Origin of the sequence: Halomonas sp. B23F22_20 (genome assembly GCF_043496985.1) — a bacterium.
Classification (GTDB): Bacteria; Pseudomonadota; Gammaproteobacteria; order Pseudomonadales; family Halomonadaceae; genus Halomonas.
Genome location: NZ_JBIEKH010000013.1, coordinates 114913 through 127304 on the forward strand (window position 1 = coordinate 114913; position 12392 = coordinate 127304).

At 65.2% G+C, this 12392-nt stretch carries 10 protein-coding genes; 9 read left to right on the plus strand and 1 reads right to left on the minus strand.

Going from position 1 to position 12392, the window contains the following annotated elements:
- The first annotated feature begins 54 nt into the window (after positions 1–54).
- The 6 genes from murC (at position 55) to lpxC (ending at position 6872) form a co-directional block, all read left to right on the plus strand.
- Positions 55–1467, plus strand: coding sequence for a UDP-N-acetylmuramate--L-alanine ligase (murC, locus tag ACGTN6_RS12565; RefSeq protein ID WP_394592047.1), 1413 nt, complete (start codon positions 55–57; stop codon positions 1465–1467).
- On the plus strand, positions 1464–2390 hold the full coding sequence (locus ACGTN6_RS12570) for a D-alanine--D-alanine ligase (RefSeq protein ID WP_394592003.1): 927 nt from the start codon (positions 1464–1466) through the stop codon (positions 2388–2390). The genes murC and ACGTN6_RS12570 overlap by 4 nt, the downstream gene beginning before the upstream one ends.
- Positions 2391–2394: 4 nt before the next feature.
- Positions 2395–3120 carry a cell division protein FtsQ/DivIB gene (locus tag ACGTN6_RS12575; RefSeq protein ID WP_394592004.1) on the plus strand — a complete coding sequence of 242 codons (726 nt, stop codon included), beginning with the start codon at positions 2395–2397 and terminating at the stop codon, positions 3118–3120.
- Between the two features lie 198 nt (positions 3121–3318).
- Positions 3319–4611 (plus strand): cell division protein FtsA, encoded by a 1293-nt coding sequence (gene ftsA, locus ACGTN6_RS12580; protein WP_394592006.1) that lies wholly within the window; start codon positions 3319–3321, stop codon positions 4609–4611.
- A 34-nt stretch (positions 4612–4645) separates the two neighbouring features.
- Positions 4646–5848 carry a cell division protein FtsZ gene (gene ftsZ / locus ACGTN6_RS12585; RefSeq protein ID WP_394592008.1) on the plus strand — a complete coding sequence of 401 codons (1203 nt, stop codon included), beginning with the start codon at positions 4646–4648 and terminating at the stop codon, positions 5846–5848.
- Between the two features lie 112 nt (positions 5849–5960).
- Positions 5961–6872: a UDP-3-O-acyl-N-acetylglucosamine deacetylase gene (lpxC, locus tag ACGTN6_RS12590; RefSeq protein ID WP_394592009.1), complete on the plus strand. Its 912-nt coding sequence runs from the start codon at positions 5961–5963 to the stop codon at positions 6870–6872.
- A gap of 171 nt (positions 6873–7043) precedes the next feature.
- On the opposite strand, the gene ACGTN6_RS12595 is transcribed toward lpxC, so the two are convergent.
- On the minus strand, positions 7044–7469 hold the full coding sequence (locus tag ACGTN6_RS12595; protein ID WP_394592011.1) for a DUF721 domain-containing protein: 426 nt from the start codon (positions 7467–7469) through the stop codon (positions 7044–7046).
- A 140-nt stretch (positions 7470–7609) separates the two neighbouring features.
- Between ACGTN6_RS12595 and ACGTN6_RS12600 the strand changes: the two genes are divergently transcribed.
- From ACGTN6_RS12600 to argJ, 3 genes are all read left to right on the plus strand, one after another.
- On the plus strand, positions 7610–8047 hold the full coding sequence (locus tag ACGTN6_RS12600) for a hypothetical protein (RefSeq protein ID WP_394592013.1): 438 nt from the start codon (positions 7610–7612) through the stop codon (positions 8045–8047).
- A 25-nt stretch (positions 8048–8072) separates the two neighbouring features.
- Positions 8073–10802 carry a preprotein translocase subunit SecA gene (gene secA / locus ACGTN6_RS12605; protein ID WP_394592014.1) on the plus strand — a complete coding sequence of 910 codons (2730 nt, stop codon included), beginning with the start codon at positions 8073–8075 and terminating at the stop codon, positions 10800–10802.
- Between the two features lie 286 nt (positions 10803–11088).
- Positions 11089–12318 (plus strand): bifunctional glutamate N-acetyltransferase/amino-acid acetyltransferase ArgJ, encoded by a 1230-nt coding sequence (argJ, locus tag ACGTN6_RS12610; protein WP_394592016.1) that lies wholly within the window; start codon positions 11089–11091, stop codon positions 12316–12318.
- Positions 12319–12392 lie beyond the last annotated feature (74 nt).

Here is a 12392-nt window from a genome sequence, read left to right on the forward strand (position 1 = left end):
CTAGGGCCGGTTCCCGGCCAAGCCACGCCACCGCGTCCCGGGCGCGGGTTGGGCATGCGCCGCATCCGGCGCATTCACTTCGTCGGCATCGGCGGTGCCGGCATGTGCGGTATCGCTGAAGTGCTGGCCAACCAGGGCTACGCGGTCAGCGGCAGCGACCTCAAGGCCTCGCCGGTGGTCAGTCGGCTGCAGGGTTGCGGCATCCGGGTGGCCATCGGCCATGCCGAGGACAACGCCCACGACGCCGACGTGGTGGTGGTCTCTACCGCGGTGGATCCGACCAATCCGGAGATTCGCTGGGCCCAGGAGCATCGCGTCCCGGTGGTTCGCCGTGCAGAGATGCTCGCCGAGCTGATGCGCTTCCGCCACGGCATCGCCGTGGCCGGCACCCATGGCAAGACCACCACCACCAGCCTCACGGCCACGCTGCTGGGCGAGGGCGGGCTGGACCCGACCTTCGTGATCGGCGGCAAGCTGACCAGCGCCGGGACCAATGCGCGGTTGGGAGAGGGCGACTACCTGGTGGCCGAGGCCGACGAGTCGGATGCCTCTTTCCTGCATCTGCAGCCGATGGTGGCCATCGTCACCAACATCGATGCCGACCACATGGCCACCTACGGCGGCGACTTCGAACGCCTCAAGGGCACCTTCGTCGAGTTCCTGCACAACCTGCCGTTCTATGGGCTGGCGGTGCTGTGCATCGACGACGCCAACGTGCGCGGGCTGATCGAGCGAGTCAATCGCCAGTTCGTGACCTACGGCTTCAGTGCCGATGCCGACTATCGGATCGAAGACTTCGAGCAAGCGGGCGGGGAAGTTCGCTTCAATGCACGTCGTCCCGACGGTCTGGCCTCGCTGCCGGTGCGCCTGGCCATGCCAGGACGTCACAACGCCCTCAACGCCCTGGCCGCGATCGCCGTGGCCAGCGATGCCGGGGTCGACGATGCGGCCATCCTGCGTGGCCTGGCGGGCTTTGCCGGGGTCGGTCGCCGCTTCCAGGTGCATGGAAACTTCGCGACGCCGGCCGGCGACGGCGAAGTGATGTTGGTCGATGACTATGGCCATCATCCCCGGGAAGTGGAAATGGTCATCAGGGCGGTGCGTGACGGCTGGCCCGAGCGGCGCCTGGTGATGGTCTATCAGCCGCATCGCTATTCGCGGACCCGGGATCTCTATGAAGATTTCGTCCGCGTGCTGGCGGGGGTCGATACCCTTTTGCTGCTCGATGTCTATGCGGCCGGCGAGCCGCCGCTGCCGGGCGCCGACGGCCGCAGCCTGGCCGGCTCGATTCGCCAGCGCGGCGAGGTCGATCCGATCTTCGTTCAGGACAAGGACGAATTGCCGGGACTGCTGGCCAAGGTGCTGCGTCCCGGCGATATCCTCATTACTCAGGGCGCTGGCGACGTGGGCGGCATCGCCCAGCGTCTGGCCGATGCCCGACTGGCGTTCGGCGAGGTATCACTATGACGATGCAGACGACCGGCCAGCGCCGGGTGGTAGTGGTGTACGGCGGTGATTCCGCCGAGCGTGAGGTATCGTTGAAGAGCGGGGCGGCGGTGCTGGCCGCGCTGCGCCGCGGCGGTATCGACGCTATCGGCTTCGATCCCGCCGAGCAGGGCGGGCTCGCAGGCCTCGAAGCGCTGGCCCCTGATTGCGTCTTCATCGCGCTGCACGGCCGTGGCGGCGAGGACGGGACGCTGCAGGGGGCCCTGGAACTGCTGGGCATTCCCTATACCGGTAGCGGAGTGCTGGCCTCGGCGCTCGGTATGGACAAGCAGCGCACCAAGCTCGTCTGGCAGGCCCTGGGGCTGCCGACCCCCGAGAGCGTGATGCTTGGCCCGGATGCCGATTGGCCGGCGGTGGCCGAGCGGCTTGGCCTGCCGCTCATCGTCAAGCCGGTGCACGAGGGCTCGACGCTGGGCATCACGATCGTCGAGACGCCCGAGGCGCTGGAGGCGGCCTATCGCGATGCCGCTCGCTTCGATGCCCGGGTCATGGCCGAGCGTTTCGTGCGTGGCGAGGAGTATACGGTGTCGCTTCTCGGCGACAGTGCGTTGCCGGCCATCCGCGTCGAGGTGCCGAGCGGTTTCTATGACTACGAGGCCAAGTACCTCTCCGACGAGACCCGTTACCACCTGCCCTGTGGGCTGGAGGCGGACGAGGAGCGGAGACTGGCCGAGCTGTGCCGTCAAGCCTTCACTGCCGTGGGTGGCGAAGGCTGGGGGCGGGTCGACGTGATGCGCGATGCCCAGGGACGATTCTGGCTGCTGGAGGTCAATACCGTGCCCGGCATGACCGACCATAGCCTGGTGCCCCAGGCCGCCACTCATGCCGGCCTGGACTTCGAGGCCCTGGTGCTGCGCATCCTCGACAGTGCCGGGCGGGCGTGACGCTATGGCCCGTCGCGGAAGCCTGATCGGTGTTCTGTTGCTGGCGTTGGTGCTCGGCGCCGGCGGCCGTGCCCTGTGGCTGTGGCTCGATCGCCCCATCGAGCGGGTATCCATCCGTGGCGATCTGGAGCGGGTCAGCGCAGACTACCTGCGTCGCCAATTGGCGCCACTGGTTCAAGGCCAAACCTGGCTGTCGGCCGATCTCGGCACGCTGCGCGACCAGGCTCGTGCCATCGGCTGGCTCAGCGAGGTACGGATTCGCCGAGAATGGCCCAATGCGCTGGTGTTCGAACTCGTCGAGCAGGTCCCGGTGGCGCACTGGAACGATGGCCGTCTGCTCAACCCGGAGGGGGAGCCTTTCGCCTTTGATCCCTTGCCGGCGCCCGCAGGGCTGGTGCATCTGGCCGGTCCGGCTGGCAGCGGCCCGGAAGTGCTGGCCTATCACGATGACCTGGACGAGCGACTGGCCGAGCACGGCCTGACGCTTCGTCAGTTGCGTCTCGAGGATCGCGGTGCCTGGCGGCTACAGGTCAAAGGGGGTATATGGGTCATGCTGGGGCGCAATAACCGCGATGCCCGACTGGCGCGTTTCCTGGCGGCATGGGACCGCGAGTTCGCTGATTTGGCGTCGCATATTCGCTACATCGATCTACGCTATCCCAATGGCGTGGCCGTTGCCTGGCACGGAGAAACCGAACCGGTGGTGGCCAGCGCGTCGACGGGAAGCTGATGGCTCATCTCACGGCGCACGACCCATTCATGCCGGTTGTCAGGTATTTCTTTTGGGTGAAAATCGCCGTATCGTGACGGATGTTTTTCGCCATGGGCTGGTGAAGGACGGGAAGTTGTTCCTATAATTGGCCCAGGTTTTTTTGTTGTAAACACGTCATCCCCCTAGCGGGTCAGGCTCGAGGAGATTTCCCGGCTCATGTCAGGTCCATCCAATGCGTCCAATATGGTAGTCGGGCTGGATATCGGAACATCCAAGGTCGTGGCGATCGTGGGCCAACCCACCGACGATGGCGGCATCGAGATCGCCGGTATCGGCTCGCATCCCTCGCGTGGGATGAAGAAGGGCGTCGTCATCAACATCGAGTCCACAGTGCAGTCCATTCAGCGGGCCGTGGAAGAAGCCGAGCTGATGGCCGGCTGTGACATCCACTCCGTCTATGTGGGCATCGCCGGTAGTCATATCAGTTCGATGAACTCCGACGGCGTGGTGGCGATCAAGGAACGCGAAGTTGCCCCCAGCGATATCGATCGGGTGATCGATTCTGCCAGGGCCCGCGCGATTTCCGAGGGACAGCGCGTGCTGCACGTGCTGCCCCAGGAGTTTGCCATCGACACCCAGGGGGGCATCCGTGAGCCGCTGGGCATGTCCGGGGTGCGCCTGGAGGCCCGTGTGCACCTGGTCACCGCGGCGCTCAATGCCGTTCAGAATATCGAGAAGTGCGTGCGCCGCTGCGGGCTCGACGTGGATGCCATCATTCTCGAGCAGCTGGCCTCAAGTCACGCGGTGCTGACCGAGGACGAGCGCGAGCTGGGTGTCTGCATGGTCGACATCGGGGGCGGGACCACCGATATCGCGGTGTTCACCGAGGGTGCCATTCGCCACACCGCGGTGATCCCCATCGCCGGTGACCAGGTGACCAACGATATCGCGATGGCGCTGCGCACGCCGACCCAGCACGCCGAAGAAATCAAGGTCAAGTACGCCTGTGCCTTGACGCAGCTCGCCGCCAGCGACGAGATGATCAAGGTGCCGAGCGTCGGCGATCGACCGGCCCGCGACCTGTCGCGCCAGTCGCTGGCCGAGGTGGTGGAGCCGCGCTACGAAGAGCTCTTCACTCTGGTGCGCGATGAGCTGCGTCGCAGCGGGTTCGAAGATCTGGTCGCCGCCGGCGTGGTGTTGACCGGTGGCACCTCGCGAATGGAAGGGGTGGTCGAGCTGGCGGAAGAGATTTTTCACATGCCGGTGCGGATCGCTTGCCCCCAGAACGTGCGCGGTCTCGCCGATGTGGTACGCAATCCGATTTATTCGACGGGGGTCGGTTTGCTACATTACGCTCTAAACGAGGCCCGTCAGGGGCACGGCCAACAAGAGTCGTCGGGCAGCAGCATATCGGCGCAACCGAGGCGTGGTGACGTCTCCCGGCGCGAAGCAGGGGAAAGGATTCCGGCGCTGGTAAAGCTCAAGGGCTGGTTCAAAGGAAATTTCTGACAGGGCCGCGTACGCGGTCCAGGAGACGGGGCTAATGTTCGAACTGGTAGACAGCGCACCCTCAAGTAGTGCGGTCATCAAGGTCATCGGTGTCGGCGGCGGCGGCGGCAATGCCGTCAATCACATGGTCGAGAGCAGCATCGAGGGCGTCGAGTTCATCTGCGCAAACACCGATGCTCAGGCGCTGAAACGGGTGGCGGCAAAGACCGTCCTCCAGCTCGGCAGTGAGATCACCAAGGGCCTCGGGGCCGGCGCCAATCCCGATGTAGGGCGTCAGGCCGCCATGGAGGATCGTGAGCGTATCGCCGAGCTCCTCAATGGCGCCGACATGGTCTTCATCACTGCCGGCATGGGCGGTGGGACCGGCACCGGCGGCGCGCCGGTAGTCGCCCAGGTGGCCAAGGAGCTTGGTATCCTGACCGTGGCCGTGGTCACGCGTCCCTTCCCCTTCGAGGGGCCCAAGCGCATGCGGGCTGCCGAAGAGGGCATGAAGGAACTATCCGAGCATGTCGACTCGTTGATTACCATCCCCAACGAGAAGCTGCTCTCGGTGCTTGGCAAGAGCGCCAGCCTGCTGACCGCCTTCAGCGCCGCCAATGATGTGCTGCTGGGTGCCGTCCAGGGCATTGCCGAGCTGATCACCAGCCCCGGCATCATCAACGTCGACTTCGCCGACGTGCGCACCGTGATGTCCGAGATGGGCATGGCGATGATGGGTACCGGCGGCGCCACCGGCGAGAACCGGGCCCGCGAGGCCGCCGAGAAGGCGATTCGCAGTCCGCTGCTCGAGGATATCGACCTGCACGGTGCTCGCGGCATCCTGGTCAACATCACCGCTGGGCCGGACCTGTCGATCGGTGAATTCAATGACGTGGGTGCCACCGTTCAGGAGTTCGCCTCCCAGGACGCCACTATCGTGGTCGGTACGTCCATCGACATGGAAATGACCGACGAGCTTCGGGTCACCGTGGTGGCCGCCGGTCTCGATGGTCAGCGCCCGCAGGCCTCAGCCCAGCGCGAGAGTTCCCGGCGCGAGAAGGCCGCTTCCGGCGACTATCGCCAGCGTCAGTCCGCCGCTGCCGGGCGAGCTCAGCAGGCCGTGGCCAGCCGTGGTGCGGCGACGGCGTCCAAGCCTGAGTCCCAGGAGTCGTCACGGCCCCAGCAGGAGCCGCGCAAGTCCCAGGATCTTGATGACTATCTGGACATTCCGGCTTTCCTGCGTCGGCAGGCTGATTGAGAGTCGCTATCGTTCACATAGGCCCTGTTAGCGGAAGTTATTTTTGTTGAAACGTGCGTTCGGTGTTATAGTGAACGGTGTTTGATAATCACCGACTGCCTGGCGACTGCCCATGATCAGACAACGCACACTCAAGAACGTCATTCGCGCCACCGGCGTCGGCCTGCACTCTGGCAAGAAGGTCTATTTGACCCTGCGGCCGGCGCCGGTCGACACTGGCATCGTTTTCGTGCGCACGGACCTGGATCCAGAGGTGCAGATCCCGGCGCGGGCCGAAAGCGTCACCGACACCACCCTGTGCACTGCCCTGTCCAAGGATGGTGTCAAGGTGGCAACCGTGGAACACCTGATGTCGGCCCTCGCTGGCCTGGGTATCGACAATGCCTACGTGGATGTCAGTGCGCCGGAGGTGCCGATCATGGATGGCAGTGCCGGGCCGTTCGTGTTCCTGATTCAGTCCGCCGGAATCGCCGAGCAGAATGCCGCCAAGAAGTTCATCCGCATCAAGCGCGAGGTGGTAGTGCGCGACGGTGACAAGGAAGCCGTTTTCCTGCCGCACCAAGGCTTCAAGGTGTCCTTCGCCATCGATTTCGACCATCCGGTGTTCGAAGACCAGAAGCAGAACGCCGTGGTCGATTTCTCCACGACCTCCTTCGTCAAGGAAGTATCTCGCGCCCGTACCTTCGGCTTCATGCGCGATCTCGAGCACCTGCGCTCCAACAACCTGGCGCTGGGCGGCAGTCTCGACAACGCCATCGTGGTCGACGACTACCGGATCGTGAACGAGGGCGGTCTGCGCTATGACGACGAGTTCGTCAAGCACAAGGTGCTGGATGCCATCGGAGATCTTTACCAGCTGGGGCATAGCCTGATTGGGGAGTTCCGGGGCGTGAAGTCTGGGCATGCGCTGAACAACCAGCTGTGTAGGGCGCTGATGGAAAACCAGGATGCCTGGGAGATCGTGACCTTTGAGGAAGAGGCTGCCAAGGCACCGATTTCCTACGCGGCGCCGGCCATGGCCTAGCCGGGCTTCGCCGGGAGCCGCAAGCTGGAAGAGCGCCGCTTCGCGGCTGGAAGCTTGAAGACAAACAACCCCGCTGGCAGGCCCAGCGGGGTTGTTTCGTATCAGGCCGAGGCCATGCTGCGTTCCAGCTTCCAGCTTCCAGCTTCCAGCTTCCAGCTTCCAGCTTCCAGCTTACGGCTCGCGCTCGGCGTGGGAGGCGAGGCGCTCCAGGGCGCTCTTGAGTCGCGGATCGGTCACGTCTTCGGCGCAGCTGGTGAGTTCGTCGGCGGCGCTGGCAGGCAGCCGGCGAGTCTGGCGCACTGGTGCCTTGGGAGGGCGTACCGGGCGGACCTTGAAGTCGAAGCCTGTCACCGCGGAAAACCCGGGAAGTTCATGGAGCAGCGCCAGCAGGCGGGCCTGCTCGTAGCGTAGGCGGGTCAGCCAGACGGCGCGGTCGGTGATCACCGTCAGGCGTCCCTGGTGAAAGCCGCCTACGAACATGTGATCGCCGAGTTCGGCAGGCAGATGGTCGCGCAGGTGGCACTGGGCACGGTCGATCAGCCGGGCCCGGCGCATCAGATCGCCGAGTTCCCCTCGGCCGTCCAACAGCCGGGACATGGGCTGTGCTCGGAACCGCTTAACCTTTATACTCATCAGCTTGATTCTCGGGGTGTGACCCTGGGGAGTGGCCGTCGAGTGTTGCTTCGACGGCCCTCGAACGCATGAGCCTAGCACAGGCATGGGAGTCCCTCGACAGCATGGCCAGCAGCCCGACCGCGGAGACACGTCCGTCAGCCCTCGCCGGAGATTTCTCCTCGGCCGAGACGGCGACGTCGCGTCGGCTGTCCGAGCGCCGAGCGCCTCGCTGGTGGCTGGCCGGCTTGCTGGTGGGCTGCCTGCTGCCGGCGGGACTGGCCCCGCTCGAAGCGGCGAGGCCCATCGAGCGTATCATCCAGATCTGTATCCTGGCACCGGCACTGATCCGCGCCAGTTCCCGGCTACAGGCTCGGCGGCGCGCTCGCCGCCGCTGGCCGGCCAGCCGCCGCCCGTCGTCATCGCAGGATGCCCTCACTGGACGCACCATCGTGAGTCGGGTACTGCCTGCCGTGGCGGGCCATGATGTGCTGAACCGTCGCGGCCCGCCGATGGCTCGTCTCCTTCCCATGACGAGCGGCCGGGAGCGACTCCCGGCCTGAGGCACCCGCAGCGACTGGACCCTTCATGATCAACAACCTGTTACGCAAGGTCGTCGGTTCCAAGAACGACCGTGAAGTGAAACGCATGGGCCGCACCGTGGCCCGTATCAACGCCCTCGAGAAGGACCTGGAGACGATCGACGATGCGGCGCTCCAGGCCCGCACCGACGACTTTCGTGAGCGCCTGGCCGGCGGCGAGGCGCTCGACGCCCTGCTGCCGGAGGCCTTCGCCACGGTGCGCGAGGCCAGCAAGCGCGTCATGGGCATGCGCCACTTCGATGTCCAGATGATCGGCGGCATCACCCTGAACGGGGGCCGCATCGCCGAGATGAAGACCGGCGAGGGCAAGACCTTGGTGGCGACCCTGGCCGTCTACCTCAACGCCCTGCCGGGCGACGGGGTGCACGTGGTCACCGTGAACGATTACCTGGCCCGCCGCGACGCCGATTGGATGCGTCCCCTCTACGAGTTCCTCGGTCTTTCCGTGGGTACCATCTACGCCGGCCAGACCCCCGAGGAGAAGCGTGCGGCCTATGCCTGCGACATCACCTACGGCACCAACAACGAGTTCGGTTTCGACTACCTGCGCGACAACATGGCGTTCTCGCTGGAGGACAAGGTCCAGCGAGGGCTGAGCTATGCCATCGTCGACGAGGTCGACTCCATCCTGATCGACGAGGCGCGAACGCCGCTGATCATCTCCGGAGCGGTGGACGAGAACACCGAGCTTTACAAGGTCGTCGATCGCCTGGCGCACCATCTGACGGCCTGCACCGACGAGGAAGACCCGGAGAGCGGTGACTTCACCCTGGACGAGAAGCAGAAGCAGGTGGAACTGACCGAGGGCGGTCACCACCGGGTCGAGGAGCTGATGCGCGGCCAGGGGCTGCTGGGGGAGGAGGACTCTCTGTACGCCGCCCAGAACCTCAACCTGCTTCAGCACATGCATTCGGCCCTGCGGGCCCGGCACCTCTACCACCGCGACGTCGATTACATCGTCAGCGACGGTCAGGTGGTGATCGTCGACGAGCACACCGGTCGGACCATGCCCGGCCGTCGCTGGTCGGAGGGGCTGCACCAGGCGGTGGAAGCCAAGGAGGGCGTGACGGTCCAGCGCGAGAGCCAGACGCTGGCCTCCACCACCTTCCAGAACTACTTCCGCCTGTATGACAAGCTGTCGGGGATGACCGGCACCGCCGATACCGAGGCCTTCGAGTTTCGGCAGATCTACGGCCTGGACGTGGTGGTCATTCCCACCAACAGGCCGCTGGTTCGCCGCGATCAGAACGACCTTGTCTACCTCACCGCCGAGGAAAAGTACGAGGCCATCATCGAGGACGTCAAGGCGCAGACAGAGGCCGGTCGTCCGGTGCTGGTGGGTACCGCCTCCATCGAGACCTCCGAGTACCTGGCCGAGCTGATGAAGCGGGCCGGGCTGGCCTTCAACGTGCTCAACGCCAAACAGCACCAGAGCGAGGCACAGATCATCGCTCAGGCCGGTCGTCCCGGCGCCATCACCATCGCCACCAACATGGCCGGTCGTGGTACCGACATCGTGCTGGGTGGTAACTGGGAAGCCGAGGCGGCCCAGCTCGAGTCGCCGAGCGAAGAACAGATCGAGCGCCTCAAGGCCGAGTGGCAGGAGCGTCATGAGGCCGTGCTTGAGGCCGGCGGCCTGCACGTGGTCGGGTCCGAGCGCCACGAGTCGCGGCGCATCGATAACCAGCTGCGCGGACGCGCCGGTCGTCAGGGGGATCCCGGCTCGACGCGTTTCTTCCTGTCACTGGAAGACAACCTGATGCGGCTGTTCGGCTCCGAGCGCGTGCAGAAACTGATGCAGGCGCTGGGCCTGGAGCGCGGCGAGGCAATCGAGCACAAAATGGTCTCCAACGCCGTGGAGCGAGCCCAGAAGAAGGTCGAGGGCCGCAACTTCGACATTCGCAAGCAGTTGCTCGAGTACGACGACGTGGCCAACGACCAGCGTCGTGTCATTTACGAGCAGCGCAACGAGATCCTCGCCGCCGATGACGTTTCCGAGAACGTCATTGGCATCCGCACGGAGGTGCTCGACGAGGCGATCAGCGAGTTCGTGCCGCCCCAGAGCCTGCCGGAGCAGTGGGATCTGGCAGGCCTCGAGTCGCACCTCAAGTCCGAGTTCAATCTCGAGGTGCCGGTGCAGCAGTGGGCCGAGGAGGATCAGCGCTTCCACGAGGAGCAGCTGCGCGAGCGACTCCAGGAGATGCACCGCCAGGCCTACGAAGAGAAGGCCGAGATCGCCGGCACCGAGCTGATGCGTCGCTTCGAGAAGCAGGTGATGCTCCAAGTGTTGGACACCCGCTGGAAGGAGCATCTGCAGTCCATGGATCACCTGCGACGCGGCATTCATCTGCGCGGTTATGCGCAGAAGAATCCCAAGCAGGAGTACAAGCGCGAGTCGTTCGAGCTGTTCCAGATGCTGCTCACCAACATCAAGGCCGATGTCACGCGTATCCTCAGCCACGTCAAGGTGCGCCGTCCCGAAGAGGTCGAGGCTCTGGAACAGCAGCGTCGCGAGTCACTCGAGCGTGAGAAGGCGGCAGCGGCCAGCCTGCACGATGCGCCCGAGACCGCCCCGGAGTCGGAGGACGAAGCGTCCGCCGCGCCCGGAAGCGATGGTCGGCCGCTGCGTCGGGAAGGTCCCAAGGTGGGGCGCAACGACCCCTGCCCCTGTGGCTCGGGCAAGAAGTTCAAGCAGTGCTGCGGCAAGCTGAGCTGAGCTGAGCTGGGCGACGGGCGACGGGCGACGGGCTACGGGGCGCGAGGCACCGAGCATCATCCTGCTCGAAGCTCGAAGCTCGAAGCTCGAAGCTCGAAGCTCGAAGCTCGAAGCTGCTTTCGAAGGCTCACCGAAGCTCGAAGCCGCTTTCGAAGGCTCACCGAAGCTCGAAGCCGCTTTCCAAGGCTCGTCGAAGCTCGAAGCTGCTTTCGAAGGCACACCGAAGCTCGAAGCTGCTTTCGAAGGCACACCGTAGCTCGAAGCAAATTGATACAGGAGACAAGCGATGGCAGTGGGGCCTGCAAGCTTTCCGGCCATGCCGGTGATCGAGGGGCTGCGCCTGGGGACGGCCAAGGCCGGCATCAAGGCCGCCGAACAGCGTGATCTGGTGGTGATCGAGGTGCCTCAAGGGGCGACCGTGGCGGGCAGCTTCACACGCAATGCCTTCTGTGCGGCCCCGGTCACCGTGGCCCGCGAGCATCTCGCGGCCTGTACCCTTCAAGGAGAGGCGCCACGCTATCTGGTGATCAACACCGGTAACGCCAACGCCGGCACCGGAGAGGTCGGGCTGCGTGATGCTCGTGCGACCTGTGTCGAGCTTGGCCGGCTGGCTGGCGTCAAGGCTTCTTGCGTGCTGCCTTTTTCCACTGGCGTCATCGGTGAAACGCTGCCCATGGAGCGCTTGTTGGGCGGCCTGCCGGAGGCGTTGCGCTCGCTGGACGAGGGTCCGGAGGGCTGGGCCGCGGCAGGCGAGGGCATCCTGACCACCGATACTCGCCCCAAGGGGGCCAGCGTCACGGTCCAGTTGGACGACGAAACGATTACCCTGAACGGGATCAGCAAGGGGTCGGGCATGATCAAGCCCAACATGGCCACCATGCTGGCTTTCGTGGCCACCGATGCAGCACTGGCGCCGGCGCTGCTGGACGAGCTGCTGCGCGAGACCGTGGAGCGCTCCTTCAATTGCATCACGGTGGATGGCGATACCTCCACCAACGATGCCTGCATGCTGATCGCCACCGGCCGGGGTGCTGCCATCAACGACGACCACCGGCTCGCGCTGTTCCGGGATGCCTTGCAGCGGCTGATGATCGAGCTGGCCCAGGCCATCGTGCGTGACGGAGAAGGCGCTACCAAGTTCGTCAGTCTGCAGGTCGACGGGGCGGTGTCCCGCCAGGAGGCCCTGGACGTGGCCTTTACCGTGGCGCATTCGCCGCTGGTCAAGACGGCGCTGGCTGCCAGCGATGCCAATTGGGGACGAATTCTCGCCGCGGTGGGTCGTGCACCGGTCGTCGACTTCGACGTCGACCGAGTGGTCATCGACCTGGGTGAGGTGCGCCTGGTGGAGGGTGGCGGCCGGGCCGCCGGTTACACTGAAGAGGCCGGCAGCGAGGTGATGGCTCGGGAGGAGATCCCGATTCGCATCGACCTGGGGCGCGGCGAGCGCAGTGCCACGGTCTGGACCACGGACCTGACACGGGAATACGTTGCCATCAACGCCGATTATCGCAGCTGACCGACGGTGTGGCGGCGGTGTTCTCCGTCCAAGTCAACAGAGCAATCCCCCGCGGCGGCGCTCGCGGGGACAAG

What these genes read in the sequence shown, in the direction of transcription:
- argJ (WP_394592016.1), top strand. Translation starts at nt 11,089, where the DNA reads ATGGCAGTGGGGCCTGCAAGCTTTCCGGCCATGCCGGTGATCGAGGGG.
- ACGTN6_RS12570 (WP_394592003.1), top strand. Translation starts at nt 1,464, where the DNA reads ATGACGATGCAGACGACCGGCCAGCGCCGGGTGGTAGTGGTGTACGGC.
- ACGTN6_RS12575 (WP_394592004.1), top strand. Translation starts at nt 2,395, where the DNA reads ATGGCCCGTCGCGGAAGCCTGATCGGTGTTCTGTTGCTGGCGTTGGTG.
- ftsA (WP_394592006.1), top strand. Translation starts at nt 3,319, where the DNA reads ATGTCAGGTCCATCCAATGCGTCCAATATGGTAGTCGGGCTGGATATC.
- ACGTN6_RS12600 (WP_394592013.1), top strand. Translation starts at nt 7,610, where the DNA reads ATGGCCAGCAGCCCGACCGCGGAGACACGTCCGTCAGCCCTCGCCGGA.
- ACGTN6_RS12595 (WP_394592011.1), bottom strand. Translation starts at nt 7,469, where the DNA reads ATGTCCCGGCTGTTGGACGGCCGAGGGGAACTCGGCGATCTGATGCGC.
- murC (WP_394592047.1), top strand. Translation starts at nt 55, where the DNA reads ATGCGCCGCATCCGGCGCATTCACTTCGTCGGCATCGGCGGTGCCGGC.
- lpxC (WP_394592009.1), top strand. Translation starts at nt 5,961, where the DNA reads ATGATCAGACAACGCACACTCAAGAACGTCATTCGCGCCACCGGCGTC.
- ftsZ (WP_394592008.1), top strand. Translation starts at nt 4,646, where the DNA reads ATGTTCGAACTGGTAGACAGCGCACCCTCAAGTAGTGCGGTCATCAAG.
- secA (WP_394592014.1), top strand. Translation starts at nt 8,073, where the DNA reads ATGATCAACAACCTGTTACGCAAGGTCGTCGGTTCCAAGAACGACCGT.